Below are 22,722 nucleotides of genomic sequence, written 5' to 3'. Positions count from 1 at the left end.
GTGGCCCGCGCCCCGTAGGGTTTTCCCGTGAGCCAGCCCATCCTGATGACGGTCGACGACGACCCCGCCGTGTCCCGCTCGGTCGCGCGTGACCTCCGCCGTCGCTACGGCCAGGACTACCGCGTGGTCCGCGCCGGCTCCGGTGCCGACGCGCTCGACGCCCTGCGTGAGATCAAGCTGCGGGGGGACGCGGTCGCCGCGATCCTCGCCGACTACCGGATGCCGAACATGGACGGCATCTCCTTCCTGGAACAGGCCATGGACCTGTTCCCGCACGCGCGCCGCGCGCTGCTGACCGCCTACGCCGACACCGACGCCGCGATCCAGGCGATCAACGTCGTGGACGTCGACCACTACCTGCTCAAGCCGTGGGACCCGCCGGAGGAGAAGCTCTACCCGGTGGTCGACGCGCTCGTGGAGGCGTGGCGGGCGGCCGGGGACCGGCCGGTCGAGGAGACCAAGGTGATCGGTCACCGCTGGTCAGCGCCCTCGTACCGGGTCCGCGACTTCCTCGCCCGCAACTCCGTGCCCTACCGCTGGTACTCCGTCGACGAGCCGGAGGGTGCCCGCCTGCTGGAGGCGGCGGGCGCGACCGCCGACGACATCCCGGTGCTGGTCACCCCTGAGGGGGAGGTGCTGCGCAAGCCGGCCGGCGAGGAGATCGCCAACGCCGTCGGCCTGTCCACCCGTCCGGCGGAGGAGTTCTACGACCTCATCGTCGTCGGCGGCGGTCCCGCGGGCCTCGGCGCGGCGGTGTACGGGGCGTCGGAAGGCCTGCGCACGGTGCTGGTCGAGCGCAAGGCGACCGGTGGCCAGGCCGGGCAGAGTTCCCGCATCGAGAACTACCTCGGCTTCCCGGACGGCGTGTCCGGCGCGCAGCTGACCGACCGCGCCCGCCGCCAGGCCCAGAAGTTCGGCGCCGAGGTGCTCACGGCCCGCGACGTCGTCGGGCTGGAGGCCCGCGGCTCCGCGCGCGTGATCAAGTTCGGTGACGGCACGGAGCTGGCCGCGCACTCGGTGGTGCTCGCGACGGGCGTGTCGTACCGCGAGCTGGAGGCCGAGGGCTGCGCGGACCTGACCGGGCGCGGCGTGTACTACGGTTCCGCCGCCACCGAGGCGGGGGAGTGCACCGACCAGCACGTCTACATCGTGGGCGGCGCGAACTCCGCGGGGCAGGCGGCGGTGTTCTTCTCCCGCTACGCCAAGGACGTCACGATCCTGGTGCGCGGCGAGTCGCTGCAGGCGTCGATGTCGCACTACCTCATCGAGCAGATCGAGCAGATCGACAACATCCACGTGCGCACCCACACCACGGTCGTGCGCGCGCACGGGGACGAGCACCTGGAGAAGCTGACGCTGTGCGACCGGCACGGCGTGCAGGAGACCGTCGAGGCGGGGCACCTGTTCGTGTTCATCGGCGCGGCGCCGCGCACCGAGTGGCTCGGCGACGACGTGGTGCGGGACGCGCACGGGTTCGTGTGCACGGGGCCCGACCTGCTCGTGGACGGGCAGCGGCCGCCGGGCTGGCCGCTCGACCGCGATCCGCACCACCTGGAGTCGTCGATCCCGGGGGTGTTCGTCGCGGGCGACGTACGCTCGCAGTCGGTGAAGCGCGTCGCCTCCGCCGTCGGTGAGGGCGCCATGGCGGTCACCCTCGTGCACCGGTACCTGGAGCAGCAGTGAGCGAGCCGATGATCGAACCCGCGCCCGAACCCGAACTGACCCGTGAGTTCCTGCGGGAGCTGTTCCTGTTCACCAGCCTGTCCGACGCCCAGCTGGACTGGATCCTGGAGCACGCCTCCGTGGAGCACTACGAGGGCGGCGTCAAGGTGATCAGCGAGGGCGACCCGGCGACGTGCTTCTACGTGCTGCTCTCGGGTGCGCTGCGGATGACCAAGCAGGACTCCGGCGGCGAGGTCGAGACCACCCGGTCCGACCAGCGTGGCGCCTACTGCGGGGCCACGATGTTCTTCTACGGGCAGGACCAGCAGAACTACGGCGCCTCGGTGTACGCGTTGAGCGACCTGACGTTCCTGACCCTGCCCGCGCGGGAGTTCGCCGAGCAGTTCCGCCGCTGGTTCCCGATGGCCACGCACCTGCTGGAGGGTTCCTACCTCGGCTGGCGCAACGCCGACGCGCTGATCGGCAGGCGGCGGCGCCTGCTGGCGCTGGGGCAGGTGTCCGCTGGGCTCATGCACGAGCTGAACAACCCGGCCGCCGCGGCGGTGCGGGCGACCGCCTCCCTGCGGGAACGCGTCGCCGGCATGCGGCACAAGCTGGCGATCCTGGCGAAGAAGGACATCGACCCCAACCTGCTCGAGCAGCTGATCGACGTGCAGGAGCAGCTGGTCAAGCAGGTCGCGTCGGCGCCGCCGCTCACCGCGATGCAGCAGGCCGACCGCGAGGACGAGATCGGTGACTGGCTGGAGGACCACGGGCTGGAGCAGGGCTGGGACCTCGCGCCGATCTTCGTCAGCGCCGGGCTGAGCGCCGCGAGCCTCGACGACGTGCTGGACTCGGTCGGTGACGAGCTGATCGACAGCGCCGTGCGCTGGCTGGCGTACGCGCTGGAGACCGAGATGCTGATGGGCGAGATCGAGGACTCGACCACCCGCATCTCGGCGCTCGTCGGCGCGGCGAAGCAGTACTCGCAGATGGACCGCGCGCCGCACCAGTGGATCGACGTGCACGACGGGCTCGACTCGACCCTCGTCATGCTGGGCAGCAAGATCGGGCCGGGGGTGAAGGTCGTCAAGGACTACGACCGCACCCTGCCGCGGATCCCCGCCTACCCCGGCGAGCTGAACCAGGTGTGGACCAACCTGATCGACAACGCGCTCGGCGCGATGGGCGGCAGCGGCACGCTGACCGTCCACACGGCGCTGGTCGAGGACCAGGTGTGCGTCGAGATCGGCGACACCGGCCCCGGCGTGCCCGAGGAGAACCGGCAGCGGATCTTCGAGCCGTTCTTCACGACGAAGGCGGTCGGCGAGGGCACCGGGCTGGGGCTGGACATCTCGTGGCGCATCGTGGTGGAGCGTCACCACGGGGACCTGCGCGTGAAGTCGGTGCCGGGGGACACGCGGTTTCAGACGCTGCTGCCGGTCACGGAGCAGGCTTCGGAGTGAATGCCGAGCTTCCCGGCCAGTCTGCCGAGGTAGGCGGTGACCTCCTCGGCGGACCGGTCGGGAAGTCCGAAGAGGACTTCCGTCACGCCCAGTTCCTCGTACCGCTCCAGTAGTCCCGGCTCCGGTTTTCCGGCCAGCACCACGATTTCCGGTGAGCCCGCGCGTCCCGCCTCCTGCCAGATCCGGTGCAGCAACGCGATTTTGTCGTCCAGGCCGGCTTCCATGGGCGTGGTGAGCCAGCCGTCGGCGGACCGGGCGAGCCAGCGGAACGTCTTCTCGGTACCCGCCGCGCCGACGACGACCGGTACCGCCCCGGCCGGTTTCGGGTACGCCCAGCTGGGCCCGAACTCGACGAATTCCCCGGCGTAGGAAGCCTCTTCGTCCGTCCACAGTGCACGCATCGCCTCGAGGTACTCGCGCAGCGCGGTGCGGCGCCGGTTCGCGGGCACGCCGTGGTCGGCCAGTTCGTCGGTGTTCCAGCCGAAGCCGACGCCGAGCGTGACGCGGCCGCCGGAGAGGTGGTCGAGTGAGGCGATCGTCTTCGCGAGGGTGATCGGGTCGTGCTCGACGGGTAGCGCGACGGCGGTGGACAGCCGGATCCGCTCGGTGACCGAGGCGGCGGTCGCGAGCGCCACCCACGGGTCGAGCGTGCGCAGGTAGCGGTCGTCGGGCAGGGAGGCGTCGCCGGTACGGGGGTGGGCGGCCTGGCGCCGCACGGGGATGTGGGTGTGCTCGGGGACGGCGAAGGAGGAGAACCCGGCCCGCTCGGCGGCTCGCGCCGCGTCGGCGGGGGAGATCCCGCGGTCGCTGGTGAACAGCACGATGCCGTGGCGCATGCCTGGAATTAGAACACGTTCTACTGCTGGAGGCCAGTCCCCGGGCGCCGGGTGGCGCCCGGGGATCTGGTGGGTCAGGCCGTCACGCGCACGTAGTCGACGACCAGTTGCTGCGGGAACTGTGTGCTGCCATCGGGGTTGCCGGGCCAGTAGCCGCCGACGGCGAGGTTGAGGATGATGAAGAACGGGTGGTCGAAGACCCACCGGTTGCCGCCGAGGTCGGCGGGCGTGCGGGTCTGGTACAGGTTCCCGTCGACGTACCACTTGATGCTGTTCGGCGCCCAGTCCACGGCGAAGGTGTGGAAACCGTCGGAGAAGTTCGGCCCGCTGTAGGCCGCGCCGATGCCGCCGGAGCCCGAGTAGCCGGGGCCGTGGATGGTGCCGTGCACGGTGTTGGGCTCGAACCCGACGTTCTCCATGAAGTCGATCTCGCCGCAGTTGGGCCAGCCGTTGCTGCCGATGTCGTTGCCCAGCGCCCAGAACGCGGGCCACATGCCCTGCCCGCGCGGCAGTTTCATGCGGGCCTCGAAGTGGCCGTAGGTCTGGGTGAACTTGCCCGCGGTGTTCAGCCGCGCGGAGGTGTAGGTGCACGAGCCGTACCAGCAGTTGTGGCCGCCCTCCTGGCGCGCGGTGATCACGAGGTGGCCCTGCCCGTCGAGCGCGGCGTTCTGCGCGCCCGGGGTGTACCACTGCAGCTCGTGGTTGTTGACGTTGTCGCCGGTCTCGTTGGTCCACTTCGAGGCGTCGGCGGCGGCTCCGGCGGGGCCGTCGAAGTCGTCGTTGAACACCGTGGCTGCGCTGGCGTTCCCCGGTGCCACCAGTACGGCGGCGACGGCGAGCGCGGGCACGCTCAGCCGCAGGAGGCGGGACAGGCGGGTGCGAGTCTTCATCGACATCACTGCCTCTCGGTCGGCTCGTTTGTTGTGAGCGGGAACAAAGTATGGGCGCAGTGGTCCAGACCTTCAAGAGACTTGGGTAGGTATTTTCCGACATCGGACGTCCGTGCCCCGAACGGCGCAGCGCCCTGCGCGGGGAGGGGAAAGCCGTGGGGCTCGGTAGAACTGGGTTCGGCCGGTGCGCAGAACTGGGTTCGGCCGCCGCCGTCGAGTCGGGCGTGGCGGCTCGATTCCGGCAAGGATGGCGGGCCGGACGCGGCGAACCGGATTCGGCGCGGAGGCCGTGCCGAATCCGGGGGGCCAGTTTTGAGGGGAGCCGCCTGGCGCCCCCGACCCCCGGCAGGCCCCGCCACCGGCCGAATCCGCCACCATCGAACCCACCAGCCCCTGAATCCACCCGGCACCCCGCGCCCCCAACCTCAGCCGCCCCCGCACCCCAGACCCAGCCGCCCTACCGCCGAGCCCGCCTGGCTCCCCGCCCAAACCCCAGCCGTTTCCGCACTCTCCGCCCCAACCGCCCTGCCACCGGCCGAAGCCGCCGCCCCCGCACCCCAGGCCCAGCCGCCCCGCCGTCGAACCCGCCCGGTCCCCGCCCAAACGCCAGCCGCCCCCACCCTCCGGCCCAGCCACCCCAAACCCCCGCCAACCCCAGCCGCCGCCCCCACCCCAGCCGCCGCCCCCACCGCAGCCGCCGCCCAACCGCCCCACCCACCACCGCCCCCCACCTCCCGTGAGCCCCGTCTCCCCTCCGCCTCCCACCGCCGCTCCCGGGCGCTGCGCCGGAGATAATGCCTCGTCGTGAGCTTCGACCCCCTGGCACTGCTGTTCCTGTTCGCCGCCGGCGTGGGGGCCGGCCTCACCGGGTCCATCGCCGGGCTGGCGTCCCTCGTGTCCTACCCGGCACTGCTCGCCGTCGGGTTGTCGCCGGTTTCGGCCAACGTCACCAACACCGTCGCGATGCTCGGCACGACCATCGGCGCCGCCGCGGGCTCGCGGCCGGAGCTCGCCGGGCAGCGCGGCCGGCTGAAGGTGCTGTGCTCCATCACCGCCGCCGGGGGCGCGCTCGGCGCCGCCCTCCTGCTGTGGACCCCGTCCGACACGTTCACCTTCATCGTCCCCTTCCTCATCGCGGGTGCGTCGATCCTGCTGTTCGTCGCACCCAAACTGCGGAAGGTGAGCGCGAACTCCTCCGGCCTCGGCCCCGTCACGGGAGCCGCCGCGTTCGCCGTCGCCATCTACGGCGGTTACTTCGGTGCGGCGGCGGGAGTTCTGATGCTCGCGCTGCTGTCGACGGTGTGGGCGCAGTCGCTCGCCCGCTCCAACGCCGCCAAGAACATCGCCACCGGTGCGGCCAACCTCATCGCCGCCGTGGTCTTCGCGTTCACCGGCGAAGTGGACTGGCCCTCCGTCGTCGCGCTGTGCCTCGGCTCCGTGCTCGGGTCGTGGGTCGGCCCGGCGGTCGTGCGGCGGCTGCCCGCGACCCCGCTGCGGATCGGGATCGGGCTGGCCGGCCTGGGCCTCGCCGGAACCCTTGCCTGGCAGGCCTTCGCCGCGTAAAGGCGGTTTCCGCGCTGCGGAAGACAAGGCGGAACACGGGGCGGGTGCTGGGAAGTTGGGCCACCGGTGAGGCATGATCTCGGACGTACCCATCAGTTGGAGGCCCAGAGTTGAGCATTGTCGGGACCAGAGTGGTCCGGATCGAGGACCAGAAGCTCATCACCACGGGTGGCACGTACGTCGACGACCTGCGTGAACCGGCGCTCACGGGTGCCGTGTTCGCGACGTTCGTACGAAGCCCCATCGCCCACGCGCGGATCACGTCGATCGACACCTCCGCCGCCCTCGCCGCGCCCGGCGTGGTCGCCGTCTACACCGCGGCCGACCTGGACCTGGCGCCGCGGCAGGCGGGACCGGTCACCGAGCCGTGGCTCGCGTCGGACGTCGTGCGCTACGTCGGCGAACCGGTGGCGCTGGTGCTCACCGAGCAGCGCTACCAGCTCGCCGACGCGGCCGAGCTCGTCGACGTGGACTACGACCCGCTGGACGCGGTGGCGAGCATCGACGCGGCGCTGTCGGGCGAAACCGTGCTGTTCCCCGAGTCCGGCGGCAACGTCATGCAGGTCCACGGGATCGAGGAGTTCCCGGAGGACAGCTTCGCCGGCTGCGAAGTCGTGGTGACGCAGACGATCGTGAACCAGCGCGTCGCCCCCGCGCCGCTGGAGGTGCGCGGCGCGTCGTGCGTGTGGGGCGAGGACGGCAGGCTCACGGTCTGGCTGTCGACGCAGAACGCGCAGCTGGGCCGCGGCGCCATCGCGGCCGGTCTCGGCGTGCCCGAGGAGCAGGTGCGCGTGATCGCGCCCGACGTGGGCGGCGGCTTCGGCGCCAAGATCGGCTCCGACCCCGAGCCGATCGTGCTGGGCTGGGCCGCGCGCCGCAGCGGCAGGCCGGTGCGGTGGACGGAATCGCGCAGCGAGAACTTCACCTCGATGACGCACGGCCGCGCGCAGCAGAACACCGTCACCATCGGCGGCCGCCGCGACGGCACCGTCGAGGTGTTCCGCCTCGACGTGGTGCAGGACGCGGGCGCCTACCCGCGCACGCTGTTCCTGCCGACGCTGACGGAGCTGATGGCCTCGGGCGTCTACCACTTCCCGAAGGTGGAGACGCGCAGCCGCGGCGTCGTCACCAACACCACCCCGGTCGCCGCCTACCGCGGGGCCGGCCGCCCCGAGGCGACCGCCGCGGTCGAGCGGGCGATGGACCTGTTCGCCGCCGAGATCGGGATGGACCCCGCGCAGGTGCGCAAGGTCAACTTCATCCGCCCGGAGGAGTTCCCGTTCACCACCAGGTCCGGGGCGAACTACGACAGCGGCGAGTACGCCAAGGCGCTGGACAAGGTGCTGGAGGCCGCCGGGTACGAGGAGCTGCGGGCCGAGCAGCGGCGGCGGCGCGAGGCCGGTGACCCGGTCGCGCTGGGCCTGGGCATCGCGAGCTACGTCGAGATCACCGGCGGCGACGGCGGTGGCGAAAGTGGCCGCGTCGACATCAACCCCGACGGCACGGTGACCGCGTACACCGGCAGCTCCCCGCACGGCCAGGGCCTGCACACGTCGCTGGCGATGCTGCTGTCCGACCAGCTCGGCATCCCGATGGACCGGATCACCGTCAAGCACGGCGACACCGACGAGATCCCCAGGGCCATCGGCACGTTCGGCTCGCGCTCGCTGCAGCTGGGCGGCTCGGCGATCCGCCAAGCCGCGGACAAGGTCATCGCCAACGCGCGCGAGATCGCCGCGGACCTGCTCGAAGCGTCGCCGGACGACCTCGAGCTCGACGTGGACGAGGGCGCGTGGCGGGTCAAGGGCGCGCCGTCGAGCGGTGCGGTGGACTGGGTCCAGCTGGCGGCCCGCGCGGAGGAAGGCGCGCTGTCGGCGGACGTCTGGTTCGGCGAGGGCACGCCGACGTTCCCGTTCGGCGCGCACCTCGCGGTCGTCGAGGTGGACACCGAGACCGGCAAGGTCGTGGTGAAGCGGATCATCGCCGCGGACGACGCGGGCCCGGTGGTCAACCCGCTGGTGTTCCGCGGGCAGCGGCACGGCGGGCTCGGCCAGGGCATCGCGCAGGCGCTGCTGGAGGTCATGAGCTACGACGAGGACGGCAACCCGACCACGGCCACGCTGGCCGACTACTCGTTCATCACCGCGACGGAGCTGCCGGACTTCGAGCTGGTCGACTCGGTCACGCCGACGGACCGCAACCCCTTGGGCGTCAAGGGGATCGGTGAGGCCGCGACGATCGGCTCGACCCCGGCGGTGCACAACGCGGTGGTCGACGCACTGGCGCACCTCGGCGTGCGCCACCTGGACATGCCCACGACCCCGCAACGGGTCTGGGAAGCGCTTTCTGTGAAGGGTGAGGCGAAGTGAAGGTCTCCATCGAGGTCAACGGCTCCACCGTGGCCGAGGAGGTCGAGGACCGCACGCTGCTCGTGCACTACCTGCGCGACACGGCGGGGCTGACGGGCACGAACATCGGCTGCGACACCACGTCCTGCGGGGCGTGCACGGTGCTGCTCGACGGCGAGGCGGTGAAGTCGTGCACGGTGCTCGCGGCGCAGGCCGACGGGCACCGCGTCACCACCGTCGAAGGCCTGGCTTCCGGTGACGGCGAGCTGCACCCCGTGCAGCGGGCGTTCCGCGAGCAGCACGGGCTGCAGTGCGGCTTCTGCACGCCGGGCATGATCATGGCGTCGGTGTCGCTGCTGGCGCAGAACCCGAAGCCCACGCGTGAAGAGGTGCGCGAGGGGCTGGAGGGCAACCTGTGCCGCTGCACGGGTTACCACAACATCGTCAACGCGGTGATCGACGCGTCCGGACAGGAGGTCGACCGGTGATCCCGGCCCCGTTCACCTACCGCCGGGTGTCCACTGTGGACGAAGCGCTGAGCGTGCTCGGCGAGCACGGCGAGGACGCGAAGGTCCTGGCGGGCGGGCATTCCCTGCTGCCGCTGATGAAACTGCGCTTCGCCACGCCGGAGCTGCTGGTCGACATCGCGCCGGTCGACGAGCTGCGGTACGTGCGCGTCGAGGACGGCACGGTCGCGATCGGTGCCCTGTCGCGCTACCACGACCTGCACACCGACGCGGTGCTGCGTGAGCACGCGCCGCTGCTGGCCCACGTGGCCGGCGCGATCGGCGACCAGCAGGTGCGCCACCGCGGCACCATCGGCGGCTCGCTGGTGCACGCCGACGCGGCGGCCGACCTGCCCGCGGCGCTGCTGGCGTCCGACGGCGTGCTCGTCGTGCAGGGCCCGCAGGGGCGCAAGGAGATCCCGGCCGCGGAGTTCTTCCTCGGCCCGTTCACCACGCCGCTGGAGCCGGACGAGCTGGTCACCGAGATCAGGGTGCCGGTGCAGACCGGGCAGGGCTGGGGCTTCGAGAAGTTCACGCGCCGCAGCATCGACTGGGCCATCGTCGGCGTCGCCGTCGTCGGCGGCAGGGTCGGGCTGATCAACATGGGCGGCACGCCGCTGCGGGCGAGTGCCACGGAGCAGGCGCTGGCCTCGGGCGCGTCGATCGAGGACGCGGCCGCGGTCGCGGCGGAGGGCACCAGCCCGGTGTCGGAGCCGCACGCGAGCGCGGAGTTCCGCGAGCACCTGGCGCGCGTGCTCACCAAGCGCGCGCTGACCACAGCCGCGGGGTAGTCCCCGCATCGTGCGAGAAGGCCCCCGCCGCGGCGGGGGCCTTCTTCACGCCGTCCTGGCCGCAGGTCAGGCGTTCTTGACGGCCGAGACCTCGAACTCCAGGGTCACCTTGTCGCTCACGAGCACGCCGCCCGTCTCGAGCGCGGCGTTCCAGGTGATGCCGTAGTCCTTGCGGTTGATCACCGTCAAGCCCTCGAAGCCGACGCGGGTGTTGCCGAACGGGTCCTGCGCGGTGCCCTCGTAGGTGAACGGGATGGTCACCTGCTTGGTCACGCCCTTGATCGTCAGGTCGCCGGTGACGTCGAAGGTGTCCTCGCCGGTCTGCTTGATCTCGGTGGAGGTGAAGGTGATCTCCGGGTGCTCGTCCATCTGCAGGAAGTCGTTGCTGCGCAGGTGGGCGTCGCGGTCGGCGTTGCGGGTGTCGATGCTGTTCGCCTTGATGCTCACCGTGGCGCTCGACTTCTCCGGGTTCTCCCCGTCGATCCGGGCGGTGCCGGTGAACTCGTTGAACGCGCCGCGGACCTTCGTCACCATCGCGTGCCGCGCGACGAACCCGATGCGGGTGTGCGTGGGGTCGAGGGTGTAGGTGCCGGTCAGCTGGGCGTAGTTCGTCGGGGCGGTCATGACGTTCCTTCCGGTTTGATGATGTGTCATCCAGCGTGGACCAACCTCGGTGACGCGTCAACTATTCCCGCTATACTCGATCTCGTGACCGGTACCCGATGGCTGACCGACGCCGAGCAGCACGCCTGGCGCTCCTACGTGTCCATGCAGACCCAGCTGAACGCGCGGCTGAGCAAACAGCTGCAGGCGGACTCGGAGCTGTCCCACGCGGACTTCGCCGTGCTGGTGCAGCTCACCGACACGCCGGAGGAGCGGGTGCGGGTGTTCGAGCTGGCCAGGGCGCTGGAGTGGGAGAAGAGCCGGGTGTCGCACCACCTCGCGCGCATGCAGAAGCGGGGGCTCATCGCCCGCGAGGAGTGCCCGTCGGACGCCAGGGGCGCCTTCATCGTGCTCACGCCGCAAGGCCGGGCGGCCATCGAGAACGCCGCGCCCCGGCACGTGGAGACCGTGCGCCGCCTGGTGTTCGACGCGCTCACGCCGGAGCAGGTCAAGGCGCTGGCGGCCATCTCGGAGCAGGTGCTGGCCCGGCTCGCCGAGGAGGAGGCGGCCTGAGGGCACCGCGCTCAGGCCCCGGCGTCGCCGCCGGAAACCTGGCGGACCAGCAGCGCCGCCACGTCGTGCAGCTTGCGGTTCGTCTGCTGCGACACGCGGACCAGCAGGTGGAAGGCCGCGTCTTCCCCGATCGAGTGGCGTTGCATGAGGATGCCCTTCGCGGTGGCGATCACGTCGCGGGTGCGCAGCGCCTCCCGCAGCTGCTCCTGCCGCCGGGACCCGGCCAGCGCCACCGCCGCGTGTGCCGCGAACAGCCCTGCCAGGTGCGCGGCGTCGGCGTCGAACGCCTTCTCGCGCGTGGCGTAGAGGTTCAGCGCACCCAGGTTCGCCGACGTGGTGAACAGCCGGACGCTGAGCATCGAGCGGATGCCCAGGTCGAAGGCCGCGGCGCCGAAGCGGGGCCAGCGGGTGTCGGAGCCGATCTGGTCGGTGCGGTAGACCGGGTCGTCGAACACCGCGCCCACGCAGGGCCCTTCCCGCAGCTCGTGCTGCAGTCGGTCGAGCCGGGCCACCAGGGAACTGCTCGGCGCGACCGATTTGACGTCGTCCCGCTCCAGTAGCGACACCCCGGCTTCCTCGACGCCGGGTACGGTACCGAGGACGGCGTGCACCACGCGCTCGACCGTGCTTTCGACATCGGGCTCGGCTTCGAGCGTGCGCACCACGTCACCGAGGAGTTCGGCGAGGGTCAGATCGTCGCCGGACGGCTGCTTCGGCGGGGCTGTCCGGTCCGTCATCGGCTCAGTCTCGCCCACGCGCGGACGGGACGCCAGCACAACCTCCGAAGGTGTGGTTTAACCGCGGCGCGCGGGGTACTCGCCGGGACCGACCGTTGAGACCGACAGCGGAGGAACCGCTCATGTCGCTCGAACGACCCTGCGGAGAGCAGATCGTGTGGAGGCGTGTCCGAGGGTTCGCCGACCTCGGGCGGCTCCGCAACGCCATCTGCGGGCTGCTCTTCGACTGCGCGGCCCAGACGGTCGTCAGCGTCCTGTCGTTCGTCGACGAGTTGTGCGGCGCGCCGGAGGCCGACAAGTTCCCCATCGAGGTCTGCCTCGTCCGCGGCACCGACCCGCACTACCTGCGCATCGACGTGGAAGGGCCCCAGCTCGTCCCGCCCACCCGGCCCGGGTTCATGGACGGCCACGGCCCGCAGGGTTCGGCGGGCTGGGGCGTGGTGTACCGCGAGGAGGGCATGAGCGTCTGGGCGTACCTGACGCTGCCTTCGCCGTCCGCCGCGCGTCAGGCGCCGCCGTGGTCCCGGCTCGCCGTGTGCCTGCCGCCCAATCCCACGCTGAACTGAACCTCACGCCCGCTGCCGGTACCAGACGTTGAGCCGCGCCACGGCCCGGATGTGGGCGGCCCGCAGCGGCGGCGGCACCGCGGTGGCCACGAGGCGCACGGCGCGGCGGAACCGGTCGAACCGCCGCCGGCGTGCCGGTGACCAGTCCAGGCCGAGCCGGTCGCGGAACACGGGCGGCAGGGTCGCGGCGATGAGGAACAGCTGCAGCGTGGCCTGCCGGTCCCGCAGCCAGGGCCACGCGGCGTCCGGCAGCGGGCGGACCGGTTTGGGCACGGTGCGGATCGTGTCGAACAGCGCCGTGATGGTGTCGTTCGGCCGCAACGACTCGACCATGTCGTCGTAGTAGGCCCGGAAGGCGGGCCAGTCCGGTGGCAGGTCCTGGTCGCGGACGCCGAGCAGCAGGCCGACGCGGCGCATCTGCGCGTAGTACTCCGCCAGCTCGGCGGCGCTGAGCGGGCGCCCGAAGAAACCCTGCGTGTCCACGGGCAGCTGGACGAGGGTCGCGTGCACCCAGGCGTAGGCGTGCGGGTCCAGCGCCGAGTAGCGCCTCCCGTCCTCGCGGATCCCGGTGAACGCCCGGTGCAGGCGGCGGAGGCGCCGTGCCTCGAACGCCGCGCCCTCGGGGCCGCCGTAGACGTAGATCGACAGCGAGGCGGCCGTCCGCATCAGGCGGGTCCACGGGTCGCGCGTGTAGTCGGAGTGGTCGCGCACCCCGGCGGCCACCACCGGGTGCGCGGTCTGCAGCACGAGCGTCGAACCGGCGAGCAGGATGCCGCGGAAGTCCCCGAAGTACCGCCAGGCCGGGGTGCCGCGGACGATGCCGGGGTCCACGCCCGCGCCCGTCAGGACTCGAACCGCGCCGGGTCACCCGCGCCGCGGCGCACGATCACCGGCTCGTCCTCGGAGAAGTCGACTACGGTCGTCGGCTCGGTGCCGCAGTCCCCGGAGTCGATCACGGCGTCGAGCGCGTGGTCCAGCTCGTCCTTGATCTCCCAGCCCTGCGTCAGCGGCTCCTCGTGGTCCGGCAGCAGGAGGGTGCTCGAGACCAGTGGCTCCCCGAGCGCGGCGACGAGCGCCTGCGCGACGACGTGGTCCGGGATGCGCACGCCGACGGTCTTCTTCTTCGGGTGCAGCAGCCGCCGCGGCACCTCCTTGGTGGCCGGGAGGATGAAGGTGTAGCTGCCCGGGGTGGCGGCCTTGAGGGCGCGGAACACGGTGTTGCTGAGGTGGACGAACTGGCCGAGCTGCGCGAAATCCGAGCACACCAGGGTGAAGTGGTGCCGGTCGTCGAGGTGCCGGACCTCGCGGATGCGGTCGAGCCCGTCCTTGTTGTCGAGCCGGCAGCCCAGCGCGAAGCACGAGTCCGTCGGGTACGCGATGAGCCCGCCGTCCCGGACGATCCCGACGACCTGGTCGATCGCGCGGCGCTGCGGGTTCTCGGGATGGACGTCGAAGTACTTCGCCATGCCGTGAGCTTAGAGACCGGCCGGGCCGGGCGGGCGGCCACCGTCGTACCAGTTCAGGACGCGCAGGGCACGCAGCGTGTTCCACCGGCTCGGCGCGCCGTCGCCGTCCTCCAGTGGGAAGTGGACCGCGCCGGGGTGCGTGTTCTCCAGCAGCCACCGTCCGTCGGTCGTGCGCGCCGTGGTCACGACGGCGATCGCCTCCTCCTGGCGGGAGGCGGGCGAGCCGCCGGTCGCCCGCTCGTGCTCCAGCAGCCCTTCGAGCACGCAGATCGTCGAGTGGAAGGAAGAGCGCACCGATCCGTTCTCGGCCTCGCAGTTCCAGCCGCCGTCGGGGAGCTGCTCGCCGACCAGCCGCTCGACGATCCCGTCGACATCGACACCGAAGTAGGCGCCGATCGCGACGGTCCGCCCGTTGATGCAGGGTTCGACCTCGCCGGCGAAGAACGGCTGCCCGGCGTGCTCCCACCGGCAGTTCTCCCGCACCAGCGCGATGGTCTCGCGCACACGGGCGTCCGCGGGATCGACGCGGAGTTCCCGCAGCAGGGTCAGGGTCGGCAGGGTCGACGTCCACGGCTGCCCGGCGGAGAAGTCGCGGCCGAACCCCGCCGGGAAGCACGCCCCGCCCGCCCACTGCCCGTCGTCGTCGCGCAGTGCGTGCAGGCGCGCACCCCAGCCCTCGCGCGCGACGCGGGAACGCTCGGCGGCCACCTTTTCGGGTGGCGCGCCGGTCAGGTCACGCAGCACCTGCCACCGCAGACCGGGATCGGCATTGAGCAGCCACTCCAGCACCATGCCGGGCAGGCTAGCCCGGGCCGTAGGCCTCGCGTACCGCCGCGACGGCTGTTTCCGCGTCGACGCCGAGGTCCTTCGCGGCGGTGGCGAACTCCGCGGCCGCCGCCCTCAGCAACGCCGCCGCGTCCGCACGGGGTGCGGTGTCCGCGACGACCGTGCCGCGCGCGCGTGCCGTGCGGACCCAGCCCGCCGCCTCCAGCTCGCGGTAGACGCGGGCGATCGTGCCCGACGCGAGACCGAGGTCGCCCGCCAGCTGGCGGATCGGCGGCAGGCGGGTGCCCGGCGTGAGCGCCCCGCGCGTAATGAGCCGGACGATCTGGTCCTGCACCTGGCGCCACGGCGCGAGCCCGCTGCCCACGTCGACGACGACCCGGAGCGCCGTCATGCCACCGCGGCGGCCGCGACGTGCCGGTCCGGTCCCAGCACGGCGATCGTGGCGGCCAGGCTCACGACGAACACCAGCACCGGCCCCAGGCTCAGCGTCTGCGAGGCCTGGGGCAGCGCGGCCGGGACGAGGATGGCGAGCCCGGTGGCGACGCGTGCGCTGCGGGCCCGCAGCACGAGGTCGACCGCGGCGTCCCCGGTGGCGGGCCGGCGCAGGGCGAGCAGCACCACCGCGGCCACGATGAGCGTGCAGCCGGCGTCCACGCCCAGCCACGCCCAGTCCCGCGCGAGCACGGCGCGGACCACGCCCCCGGCGACGGCCAGCGCGAGCAGGACGAGCGCCCAGACGGGCACGAGGTCGCTGACGCCGCGGTGCCGCAACATCGCCTCGCGGCGGGGACCGGCCGGAGGCCGCCAGCCGAGCAGCTCGCCGAGCAGGCCGCCCACCAGTACCGTCCACACGAGAGTCCAGTCGTCCGCCCGCGCGAGGCCGGCGGCGTCGCCGAGCAGGGGCAGCGCCAGGAACAGCCAGGGGTACCAGAACCTGCGGCGCTTGAGATAGCGGACCGCTTCCGCGGTGTCCACTTCGGACGGTTCGGGCACGCCCCAGCGCACGAGCAGGCGGCGGCCTTGCCTGGGTCCCGGCCACAGCACGACGAGGAGCACCAGGCCGAACAGGCCCAGCAGCACCGCCACGGCCAGGATGTTGTCGAGCGCCATCGGGCACCTCCTTGTATCAAGGGGATGCTACAAGCATTTCGGGGTCGGGCGCGCCCGTCCTGCCCGGCTGGTCGGGCGGCGGTGGTCGTTCGGGAAGCGCGCTCCCGGCCCGGGAACGCCGCTCACCGGCGTGGTTCGAGGTTCTCCAGCGCCTGTTTCGCCAGCTCGTCCCCGCGGTCGGCGGCCCGCTGGTACCACGCCCGGCCCTCCGCGAGGTTCCCGCGCCGCCAGTGCAGCGCCCCCAGGTTCACCTCCGCGGGCAGGTGCCCGGCCTCCAGCGCCCGGTGGTACCAGCGCTCGGCCTCCGCGAACACACCGCGGTCCTGCAGCAGCGTGCCCAGGTTCAGCATCGCCTCCGGCAGGCCGTGCTCGGCGGACCGGCGGTACCACACCTCGGCGTCACCGGGCCGCCCCCGCTGCTCCAGCAGCACCGCCAGCCCGAACTCCGCGACCCGGCCGTTCTCCGTCTCCGCCGCCCGGCGGAACCACGTCTCCGCCGCGTCGAGATCGCCCTGGTTCCACAGGTTCCGCGCGAGGTCGAGCGCCGCCTGGCCGTCACCCATCTCGGCCGCCAGCCGGCGCAGCGCCTCCACGTCCGGGCGGTGCGGCGCGTTCTCCTCGGTCTGCGACAACAGCCCCATCAACCGCACCGCGGCCGGGTCCCCGGACAGCGCGACCTTGCGCAGCAACGCCGCCCCGCGCTTGCGGTCCCCGTGCAGCAGCTCCAGCACGGCCTCCTTGCGCAGCCCGTTCGGATCACCCGCCGCGGCGGCCCGCTGGTAGGCCGCGCGCGCCTGGTCGATCCGCCCCGTCTGCGCCAGCAGCCCGCCGAGGTTGGTCATGCCCGTGGTGTCCCCGGCGTCGGCGGCCCGCTGGTACCACTGCTCGGCGACCTGCATCTCGCCCCGGTTTTCGGCGAGCGTGCCGAGGTTGGACATCGCCCAGCCGTTGCCCGCCTCGGCGGCCCGGACGTACCACTGCTCCGCCGCCGCCTGGTCCCCGGCCGCCTGCGCCGCCCACCCGAGGTCGAACAACGCGTGCTGGTCACCCCGCTGCGCGAGTCGCTGCCACAGGTTCGCCGCCTCGGCCAGCCGCCCGAACCGAACCGCCGCCCTGGCGATGCGGAACGTCTGGTCCGGCGTCAGCGCGTGCGCGCCCAGCAGCCGCTGCCACACCGGCTCCGGCACGTCACCGCCGGTCTCGGCGGCGTCCACGAGGTAGTCGAACGCGACGTAGCGGTCCGGCCCCGCGGGCTTGAGGCAGGGGCTCGCGCCGCGCACCGGCTGCGTCGCCCACTCCAGCGCCCCCGCCAGGTCCGGCTCGCCGAGGCGGTTGCGGAACCGCGGCGACAGGTAGTGCGGGTGCAGCGCCACCAGCCAGTCCAGCGGCACCGGCTCGAGGTACCCGGCACGACGCAGGTCGACCGCGGCGCTCACCAGCGCGGCGCCCCGCTCGTTCTCGGCCTCCCGCCAGCGTCGCACCGCCTCCGGGCCGGCGGCGATGTGCGCGCCGAACCCGGGTCGCGTCTCGTCGAGCAACGCGCCCGCGATCCGCGGATCCGACTGGAACCGGTGTGCCGCGGCGGTTTCCGTCCGGTCCAGCGCTCGCTCCAGTTCCACCGGCGTGACCCGCGTCAGCACCCGGCGGGCCCGGCCGCCGGGACCGTCGGTGTCGACGCCGAGCGCTTCCCTGGCACGGGACCGCAGCGTCGCGAGGATCACCGTGTCCGACGGGCCGCGGGTGCACAGGGTCGTCAGGACCCGGTCGTCGAGGCTGTCGGTCGCGAGGTAGCGCTCGAGGTCGTCCAGCCACACCACGGTCTTCGGCGGCAGCGCGCGCGCCAGCTCCCGCAGCGCACCCGCGTCGGCGGGCACGAGCACGTTCTCCCAGCCGAGTCGCTCCGCGTTGCGCAGCACGGCCTCGTACGCGGTGCGGGTCTTGCCCGTCGCCGCGTCGCCCTGCACGAGCACCAGCCCGCCGCGCGCGAGGGCGCGGTCGAGTTCGGCGTCGGCGGTGCGCGGGACGTACGGGGGAAGGGGCGCCCCGCCCGGCAGGAGCCACGCGGGGTGGACGCCGAGCGCCACCGGGTCCAGTTCGCCGATCCGCAGGGTCCGGATCGCCCTCGCCGGGGCGGACGCCGGCCGCGCCGGCACCGGCGGTGGCGGCGCGGGGCGCGGCGCGCGCCGGGGCGGCCGGAACGCGAGCAGCACCAGCAGGCCGGTCACCGCCGCGGCGACCACCTCGATCGTCCACCCGACGGTGCCGGGGAGCGTGCCCCCGCTCGTGAGCAGCCCCGCGGCGACGGCCACCGCGGCGGCGGCGCCCGCACCGAGGAGGCGCCATGCTCTGCTTCCGGACTCGAACGACATCGCGGTAACTTTCCCATAGCCGGTGCGGCCCGCGGATGTCTGTTCAGCAACAGCGCGAGCGGCCCAGAGTGGTCACCGAGGCGTTACCGACAGCGACGCGCGGCACGGGTTCACGCAGCCGGGGATCGGCGCTGGTGGTGGCCACGCGGACGGGTCCGCCGTGGGCGACGAGGACCAGTTCGCCGTCGTGCGCGGCGTAGCGGTCCAGTGTCGTGTGGATGCGTTCGTAGAGGTCCGCGATGCTCTCGCCGCCTTCGGGCCGCCGCCACGGTTCGCGCCACAGGCGGTCGATCTCGTCCTGCACGGTGCCGTCACCGAGCCGGTCGGTGAACCGGCGTCCCTCCAGGTGGCCCAGGTGCTGTTCCCGCAGCGCCGGGTCTTCCCGGACGGGCAGCCCGAGTGCCCGGGCGATGACGTCGGCGGTGGCCCTGGCGCGGGGCAGGTCGCTGCTGAAGATCGCCGACACGGGCCGCCGCACGAGCAACTCCGCCGTCTCCGCCGCCTGCCGCAGGCCGCGCGCGGTGAGCGACCCGGCCTCGGCGGACTGTCCCTGCACGCGCCCGGCGAGGTTCCATGCGCTTTCGCCGTGGCGCACCAGGTGCAGCACCGCCATCAGAACTGCAGCCGCGGGTCGTCGTAGTTCTTGAACTCGATCACGTTGTTCGACGGGTCGGCGAGCGCGATCGTGCGGTGCTGCTCGGCCGTGCCCTCGAAGCGGAGCGCGGGACCGGCCAGCACGCGCAGCTTGCGGTGCTCGACGAGCCGCAGCAGCCGGTCGAAGTCCTCGGCCGCGGCGAAGCTCACGCCGAAGTGCCGCGGGTACATCACGGCCTCCTCGGGCACGTCGTCGGACAGGTGGCACACGAGCTGGTCACCGAAGAAGTCGAAGGTGACGCGGTCGTCGTAGCGGCGGGCGAGCTTCGCGCCGAGGCCGAAGACGTAGAACTCCACCGCCTCGTCGAGGTCCTTCGCCGGGACGGCGATGTGGCAGGCGTCGTGGGTGTTGCGCATTCTCTCTCCTTTGTGGACGGTTCAGGCGGGCACGGCGACGGGGGTGAGCTGCAGCAGCGTGTCGCCGCGCAGCCCGCGCCGCAGGGTCTCCACGCCGACCAGGTCGGTGGGCGCGATGTTGCCGAGGTTCACGTCGGGCCCGAGCGCGCGGATCAGCTCGACCTGCAGGTCCTTCGTGGGGGCCTCGAACAGCAGCCGCCCGGCGTCGATCCGCGCCAGCACGGCGCGCAGCACGTCGTCACGCAGGTGCCCGTCGGGCCTGGCCATCCCGCTGCGGCCGCTCTCGCGCGTCTCGGTGATCACCAGTTCGGCCCCGGCGTCCAGGTCCTCCCGGATCGCACCCGCCCAGTCGGCGGGGGACAGCCGCGCGGAGCGTTCGGCGTCCTTGTAGCCGACCTCCGCCAGCACCGGCCGGTACCGGGACATCCGCCGCACCCACTCCGCTTTGCCTTGCTGGTCAAGGGGAATCGTCCCGTTGGACACCTCGACGTGGGTGGCGCCGGTGCGCTCGACGAGTGCCAGGTAGTCGTCGATCCGGCCCTGCACGAGGTACCACTCGAACAGCGTGCCGCCGAAGTAGAAGCCGATCCCGGCCTCCCGCAGCACGGCGATCTTGCGGTGGAGCTCCCTGGTGACGAGCGCCGTGCCCCAGCCGAACTTGACCAGCCCGACGAGCTCGCCGTGGCTGGCGATCACGTCGGTGAACAGTCCCGTCGGCAGGCCGGTGTCGATCATCATCGTGGTGCGGCTCATCGGGCTCCTCCTGAGTTCACGAGCGCGAGTTCGGGGGCGGGGGCGGGCCGGGACGCCCGCGTGCGGGCGCGGCCGGTGAGCGCGAGGCTCGCCGGGGTGCGCCGGGCGGCGGCGGTGACGACCCCGGAGACGAGGTAGAGCAGGGGCAGCGCGACGACCACGAGCACGCCGAGCACGACGGCGTTCGGCACCGTCTGGGCGAAGCCGACGAGCCCGATCGAGGTTGCGCCGAGCAGCGCGCCCTGCAGGACCAGCGGGTGCAGCAGGTAGATGCCGAACGAGGCGTCCGACGTCGCGGTGACGAGCTTTTCCCCGAAGCGGCCGCTTTCCTGCCACCGCAGCCCGGCGGCGAGGAACGCCCACGCGATCGCCACGCTCTCGGCCGCGACGACGGGCTGGAACACCACGCTCGCCTGCAACGGCGGCTGACCCAGCGCGTACACGTGCACGAGGTAGACGGCCACGCTCAGCGTGATCATGGCCGCGCACCCGGCGAACACCGCCCGCGTGTGCCGCCGGGTCCAGGCCACGAGCGCGTCCCGGTGCCACGCGGCGATCGAGCCCGCGAGGACGTACCCGAGGTAGCTGGGCAGCAGCGCGTCGGGCGTGCGGACCCAGCCCGTCAGCGGTCCGAGGTCCCACTGCTGCTGCACGGCGTAGGTGAAGGTCAGCTGGAATACCGCCGCGCCCGCGAGCAGCGCGCCGTGCCACCGCTCCGTCGCCCGTAGCAGCGCCCTGATCAGCGGGAACACCAGGTAGATCTGCATCGAGACGAGCAGGAAGTACAGGTGGTACCGCGCGGTGCCGGTGAGCAGCTGGTGCACGAGGTTCTCGCCGAGGAACGGGCCGCCGTCGGCGAGGAAGTACAGCACCGTCCACACCACGTACGGCACCACGACGAACAGGTAGCGCCGCCGCCAGAACCGCGGCCAGCGCACCCGCTTCCGGCCCGTGCTGTAGGTCAGCACGAACGCGGTGAGCAGGAAGAACACCTCGCGGCTGACGTGGAAGACCATGCCAAGCGCGCCGTCGAGCGCCGTCGGCGGCACGGGCGCGAGCGCCAGCACGTGCGTGCCGATGACCAGGCCGACGGTCAGCACCCGGATCAGGTCGACGTAGTGCAGGTGCTCGCCGCGGGCGCTCACGCCTTGCCCGCCAGCTCCGCGCGCAGGGCCCGGCGCAGCACCTTGCCCGTGGGCCCGAGCGGCAGCGCGTCGGTGACTTCGACGACGGTGGGCCGCTTGTAGCGCGCCAGCCGCTCCTCGCACCAGGCGCCCAGTTGCCGTTTGAGGGCTTCGGCGTCCGGTTCGCGGGTCGTCACGAACGCGACCGGTACCTGGCCGAGGCGCTCGTGCGGTGCGCCGACCACCGCCACCGCGGCGACCCCGGGATGCGCGAGCAGCACGTTTTCCACTTCCTGCGGGTAGATCTTCTCGCCGCCCCGGTTGATCACGTCGTCCGCGCGGCCCGCCAGCCGCAGGAACCCGGCCTCGTCACGGATGCCGACGTCGCCGGTGTGCAGCCAGCCGTTGTCGTCGCGAGCCGCGCGCGTCCGTTCCGGCCCCCGCTCGGTCAGCTCCAGGTATTGCGACACGATCTGCGGGCCGCGCAGCAGCACCTCGCCTTCCTCGCCCGGTCCGGCTTCGCGGCCGTCCGGCCCGGCGACGACGAGGTCCAGCTCGACCGGCAGGCCCACCGACCCGGCCCGGCGCCGCGCCGGGTCGAGCGGGTTCGCCGTGATCTGCCCGGCCGCCTCGGACATGCCGTAGGTCTCCAGCACGCCGATCCCGGTCCGCTCGGCGAAGGCCGTCGCGGTCGCGGGCGGCAGCGGCGCGGACGCCGAGCGCGCGAACCGGATGCGGTCGGCGACGTGCGCGGGCGGGGCCGGGCGTGCCGCGAGCGACGCCAGCACGGCGGGAACGGCGTTGAGCCACGTGGGGGAGTGGCGTGCCACGCGCGCCCAGTACTCGCCCGCGTCGAACCGCCGGTCCAGCACCAGCGACGCCCCGCTGACCACGGTCGCGAGCAGGCCCATCACCTGCGCGTTGACGTGGAACAACGGCAGCGGCGTGTACCCGCGCTCGCCGGGACCGAAGCCGTGGTGCCGCGCGACGCGGGCGGCGGCGTGCAGCAGCTGCCACTCGGTGAGCGGAATTCCCTTGGGGCGCCCCGTGGTCCCGGAGCTGGTGAGCAGGACGGCGGGCCGCAGCGCCGCGTCGTCGCTGGGCCGGGCCGCCGTGGTGGCGGACCAGATCCGCCGCGGGCCGGCGAGGTCCACCAGCACGGTGTCGACCTCGGGCCGGATGACGGGGTCCGCGCCGTCGGTGGCGAGCACGTCCACGTGCAGCCGCGTCAGCACGTCGGACAGCTCGGCCGCGGTGAGCCGCGGGTCCACGGGGGCCGCGGTGAGGCCCGCGGACAGGCAGCCGAGGTAGGCGGCGGTGAAGGCCAGCGGGTCGGCGACGACGAGCCCGACCCGGCTGCCGGGCGGGGCGAGGCCGTGCCACCGCGCGGCGTGCCCGGCCACCGCTCGCCAGGTCAGTGCCCGTCCGTCCTCGCCGGACAGGAACGCGGCCTCCTCCGGCCGCTCGCCCGCCCGCGTGGACAACAAGCGGGACACCGTCATGAAAACCTCCTCGCGCATTCCGCCGGACACGGAGCGAGTTTCGTCCGTGTTCCTAGGAGC

General features: G+C 72.7%; 23 protein-coding genes. 8 read left to right on the top strand and 15 right to left on the bottom strand.

The window, feature by feature from the left end; translation table 11 throughout:
- Positions 1–27: 27 nt before the first annotated feature.
- Positions 28–1,683 (top strand): NAD(P)/FAD-dependent oxidoreductase, encoded by a 1,656-nt coding sequence (locus tag BMZ92_RS08775; RefSeq protein WP_091505263.1) that lies wholly within the window; start codon positions 28–30, stop codon positions 1,681–1,683.
- Between the two features lie 8 nt (positions 1,684–1,691).
- Positions 1,692–3,128 carry an ATP-binding protein gene (locus tag BMZ92_RS08770; protein WP_091505609.1) on the top strand — a complete coding sequence of 479 codons (1,437 nt, stop codon included), beginning with the start codon at positions 1,692–1,694 and terminating at the stop codon, positions 3,126–3,128.
- Here the strand turns inward: BMZ92_RS08770 and BMZ92_RS08765 are convergent.
- Both BMZ92_RS08765 and BMZ92_RS08760 read right to left on the bottom strand, forming a co-directional pair.
- Positions 3,089–3,964, bottom strand: a complete 876-nt coding sequence (locus BMZ92_RS08765) for an LLM class F420-dependent oxidoreductase (protein WP_091505262.1) — start codon at positions 3,962–3,964, stop codon at positions 3,089–3,091. The two genes, BMZ92_RS08770 and BMZ92_RS08765, sit on opposite strands and share 40 nt — an antisense overlap.
- Positions 3,965–4,038: 74 nt before the next feature.
- Positions 4,039–4,854 (bottom strand): glycoside hydrolase family 16 protein, encoded by an 816-nt coding sequence (locus BMZ92_RS08760; RefSeq protein ID WP_245782964.1) that lies wholly within the window; start codon positions 4,852–4,854, stop codon positions 4,039–4,041.
- 804 nt (positions 4,855–5,658) lie between these two features.
- Here BMZ92_RS08760 and BMZ92_RS08755 point away from each other — a divergent pair.
- The 4 genes from BMZ92_RS08755 to BMZ92_RS08740 all read left to right on the top strand — a co-directional run bounded on the left by BMZ92_RS08755 (position 5,659) and on the right by BMZ92_RS08740 (position 10,062).
- Positions 5,659–6,417, top strand: a complete 759-nt coding sequence (locus BMZ92_RS08755) for a sulfite exporter TauE/SafE family protein (RefSeq protein ID WP_091505260.1) — start codon at positions 5,659–5,661, stop codon at positions 6,415–6,417.
- Positions 6,418–6,527: 110 nt separating this feature from the next.
- Positions 6,528–8,786 (top strand): xanthine dehydrogenase family protein molybdopterin-binding subunit, encoded by a 2,259-nt coding sequence (locus BMZ92_RS08750; RefSeq protein ID WP_091505259.1) that lies wholly within the window; start codon positions 6,528–6,530, stop codon positions 8,784–8,786.
- Positions 8,783–9,253, top strand: coding sequence for a (2Fe-2S)-binding protein (locus BMZ92_RS08745; protein ID WP_091505258.1), 471 nt, complete (start codon positions 8,783–8,785; stop codon positions 9,251–9,253). The genes BMZ92_RS08750 and BMZ92_RS08745 overlap by 4 nt, the downstream gene beginning before the upstream one ends.
- Entirely contained in the window at positions 9,250–10,062 is an 813-nt protein-coding gene (locus BMZ92_RS08740) for an FAD binding domain-containing protein (protein ID WP_091505257.1), read from the top strand. The genes BMZ92_RS08745 and BMZ92_RS08740 overlap by 4 nt, the downstream gene beginning before the upstream one ends.
- Before the next feature lie 66 nt (positions 10,063–10,128).
- Here the strand turns inward: BMZ92_RS08740 and BMZ92_RS08735 are convergent, their stop codons facing one another.
- Positions 10,129–10,686, bottom strand: coding sequence for a YceI family protein (locus BMZ92_RS08735; protein ID WP_091505256.1), 558 nt, complete (start codon positions 10,684–10,686; stop codon positions 10,129–10,131).
- A gap of 144 nt (positions 10,687–10,830) precedes the next feature.
- Here BMZ92_RS08735 and BMZ92_RS08730 point away from each other — a divergent pair, with 144 nt between their 5' ends.
- Positions 10,831–11,238: a MarR family winged helix-turn-helix transcriptional regulator gene (locus BMZ92_RS08730; RefSeq protein WP_245782985.1), complete on the top strand. Its 408-nt coding sequence runs from the start codon at positions 10,831–10,833 to the stop codon at positions 11,236–11,238.
- An 11-nt stretch (positions 11,239–11,249) separates the two neighbouring features.
- Here BMZ92_RS08730 and BMZ92_RS08725 read toward each other — a convergent pair whose 3' ends face one another.
- The gene (locus tag BMZ92_RS08725; RefSeq protein WP_091505607.1) at positions 11,250–11,975 is read right to left on the bottom strand and encodes a GAF and ANTAR domain-containing protein; all 726 of its coding nucleotides are present in this window, start codon (positions 11,973–11,975) and stop codon (positions 11,250–11,252) included.
- Between the two features lie 122 nt (positions 11,976–12,097).
- Between BMZ92_RS08725 and BMZ92_RS08720 the strand changes: the two genes are divergently transcribed.
- Positions 12,098–12,541: a hypothetical protein gene (locus tag BMZ92_RS08720; RefSeq protein WP_091505254.1), complete on the top strand. Its 444-nt coding sequence runs from the start codon at positions 12,098–12,100 to the stop codon at positions 12,539–12,541.
- Between the two features lie 3 nt (positions 12,542–12,544).
- Here BMZ92_RS08720 and BMZ92_RS08715 read toward each other — a convergent pair whose 3' ends face one another.
- The 11 genes from BMZ92_RS08715 to BMZ92_RS08665 all read right to left on the bottom strand — a co-directional run bounded on the left by BMZ92_RS08715 (position 12,545) and on the right by BMZ92_RS08665 (position 22,662).
- Complete coding sequence (locus tag BMZ92_RS08715; protein WP_091505253.1) at positions 12,545–13,372, bottom strand: oxygenase MpaB family protein; 828 nt, start codon at positions 13,370–13,372, stop codon at positions 12,545–12,547.
- Between the two features lie 11 nt (positions 13,373–13,383).
- Entirely contained in the window at positions 13,384–14,007 is a 624-nt protein-coding gene (locus tag BMZ92_RS08710; RefSeq protein ID WP_091505252.1) for an L-threonylcarbamoyladenylate synthase, read from the bottom strand.
- 9 nt (positions 14,008–14,016) lie between these two features.
- Positions 14,017–14,799 carry a hypothetical protein gene (locus BMZ92_RS08705; RefSeq protein WP_091505251.1) on the bottom strand — a complete coding sequence of 261 codons (783 nt, stop codon included), beginning with the start codon at positions 14,797–14,799 and terminating at the stop codon, positions 14,017–14,019.
- Between the two features lie 10 nt (positions 14,800–14,809).
- A complete protein-coding gene (locus tag BMZ92_RS08700; protein WP_091505250.1) occupies positions 14,810–15,184 on the bottom strand; it encodes a GntR family transcriptional regulator in 375 nt (124 codons plus the stop codon).
- On the bottom strand, positions 15,181–15,903 hold the full coding sequence (locus BMZ92_RS08695; protein WP_091505249.1) for a hypothetical protein: 723 nt from the start codon (positions 15,901–15,903) through the stop codon (positions 15,181–15,183). Before BMZ92_RS08695 ends, BMZ92_RS08700 begins: the two co-directional genes overlap by 4 nt.
- 122 nt (positions 15,904–16,025) lie before the next feature.
- The gene (locus tag BMZ92_RS08690) at positions 16,026–18,272 is read right to left on the bottom strand and encodes a tetratricopeptide repeat protein (RefSeq protein WP_091505248.1); all 2,247 of its coding nucleotides are present in this window, start codon (positions 18,270–18,272) and stop codon (positions 16,026–16,028) included.
- 43 nt (positions 18,273–18,315) lie between these two features.
- Complete coding sequence (locus tag BMZ92_RS08685) at positions 18,316–18,885, bottom strand: histidine phosphatase family protein (RefSeq protein ID WP_091505247.1); 570 nt, start codon at positions 18,883–18,885, stop codon at positions 18,316–18,318.
- Entirely contained in the window at positions 18,885–19,283 is a 399-nt protein-coding gene (locus BMZ92_RS08680; protein ID WP_091505246.1) for a VOC family protein, read from the bottom strand. The genes BMZ92_RS08685 and BMZ92_RS08680 overlap by 1 nt, the downstream gene beginning before the upstream one ends.
- 21 nt (positions 19,284–19,304) lie before the next feature.
- On the bottom strand, positions 19,305–20,036 hold the full coding sequence (locus tag BMZ92_RS08675; RefSeq protein WP_091505245.1) for a phosphosulfolactate synthase: 732 nt from the start codon (positions 20,034–20,036) through the stop codon (positions 19,305–19,307).
- The gene (locus BMZ92_RS08670) at positions 20,033–21,181 is read right to left on the bottom strand and encodes an acyltransferase (protein WP_177228603.1); all 1,149 of its coding nucleotides are present in this window, start codon (positions 21,179–21,181) and stop codon (positions 20,033–20,035) included. Before BMZ92_RS08670 ends, BMZ92_RS08675 begins: the two co-directional genes overlap by 4 nt.
- Positions 21,178–22,662 carry a class I adenylate-forming enzyme family protein gene (locus BMZ92_RS08665; RefSeq protein WP_177228602.1) on the bottom strand — a complete coding sequence of 495 codons (1,485 nt, stop codon included), beginning with the start codon at positions 22,660–22,662 and terminating at the stop codon, positions 21,178–21,180. The genes BMZ92_RS08670 and BMZ92_RS08665 overlap by 4 nt, the downstream gene beginning before the upstream one ends.
- Between the last annotated feature and the right edge of the window lie 60 nt (positions 22,663–22,722).

Source organism: Amycolatopsis sacchari (assembly GCF_900114035.1).
Classification (GTDB): domain Bacteria; phylum Actinomycetota; class Actinomycetes; order Mycobacteriales; family Pseudonocardiaceae; genus Amycolatopsis_E; species Amycolatopsis_E sacchari.
Note: the sequence above shows the minus strand (reverse complement) of the source record. Positions and strands in the feature narration are given on the sequence as shown.

Bases quoted from the DNA above. Each gene is read 5' to 3' on its own strand.
- BMZ92_RS08770 (WP_091505609.1), top strand. From the start codon at position 1,692: ATGATCGAACCCGCGCCCGAACCCGAACTGACCCGTGAGTTCCTGCGG.
- BMZ92_RS08690 (WP_091505248.1), bottom strand. From the start codon at position 18,272: ATGTCGTTCGAGTCCGGAAGCAGAGCATGGCGCCTCCTCGGTGCGGGC.
- BMZ92_RS08705 (WP_091505251.1), bottom strand. From the start codon at position 14,799: ATGGTGCTGGAGTGGCTGCTCAATGCCGATCCCGGTCTGCGGTGGCAG.
- BMZ92_RS08730 (WP_245782985.1), top strand. From the start codon at position 10,831: ATGCAGACCCAGCTGAACGCGCGGCTGAGCAAACAGCTGCAGGCGGAC.
- BMZ92_RS08710 (WP_091505252.1), bottom strand. From the start codon at position 14,007: ATGGCGAAGTACTTCGACGTCCATCCCGAGAACCCGCAGCGCCGCGCG.
- BMZ92_RS08685 (WP_091505247.1), bottom strand. From the start codon at position 18,885: ATGGCGGTGCTGCACCTGGTGCGCCACGGCGAAAGCGCATGGAACCTC.
- BMZ92_RS08760 (WP_245782964.1), bottom strand. From the start codon at position 4,854: ATGAAGACTCGCACCCGCCTGTCCCGCCTCCTGCGGCTGAGCGTGCCC.
- BMZ92_RS08700 (WP_091505250.1), bottom strand. From the start codon at position 15,184: ATGACGGCGCTCCGGGTCGTCGTCGACGTGGGCAGCGGGCTCGCGCCG.
- BMZ92_RS08725 (WP_091505607.1), bottom strand. From the start codon at position 11,975: ATGACGGACCGGACAGCCCCGCCGAAGCAGCCGTCCGGCGACGATCTG.
- BMZ92_RS08720 (WP_091505254.1), top strand. From the start codon at position 12,098: ATGTCGCTCGAACGACCCTGCGGAGAGCAGATCGTGTGGAGGCGTGTC.
- BMZ92_RS08680 (WP_091505246.1), bottom strand. From the start codon at position 19,283: ATGCGCAACACCCACGACGCCTGCCACATCGCCGTCCCGGCGAAGGAC.
- BMZ92_RS08765 (WP_091505262.1), bottom strand. From the start codon at position 3,964: ATGCGCCACGGCATCGTGCTGTTCACCAGCGACCGCGGGATCTCCCCC.
- BMZ92_RS08675 (WP_091505245.1), bottom strand. From the start codon at position 20,036: ATGAGCCGCACCACGATGATGATCGACACCGGCCTGCCGACGGGACTG.
- BMZ92_RS08695 (WP_091505249.1), bottom strand. From the start codon at position 15,903: ATGGCGCTCGACAACATCCTGGCCGTGGCGGTGCTGCTGGGCCTGTTC.
- BMZ92_RS08735 (WP_091505256.1), bottom strand. From the start codon at position 10,686: ATGACCGCCCCGACGAACTACGCCCAGCTGACCGGCACCTACACCCTC.
- BMZ92_RS08665 (WP_177228602.1), bottom strand. From the start codon at position 22,662: ATGACGGTGTCCCGCTTGTTGTCCACGCGGGCGGGCGAGCGGCCGGAG.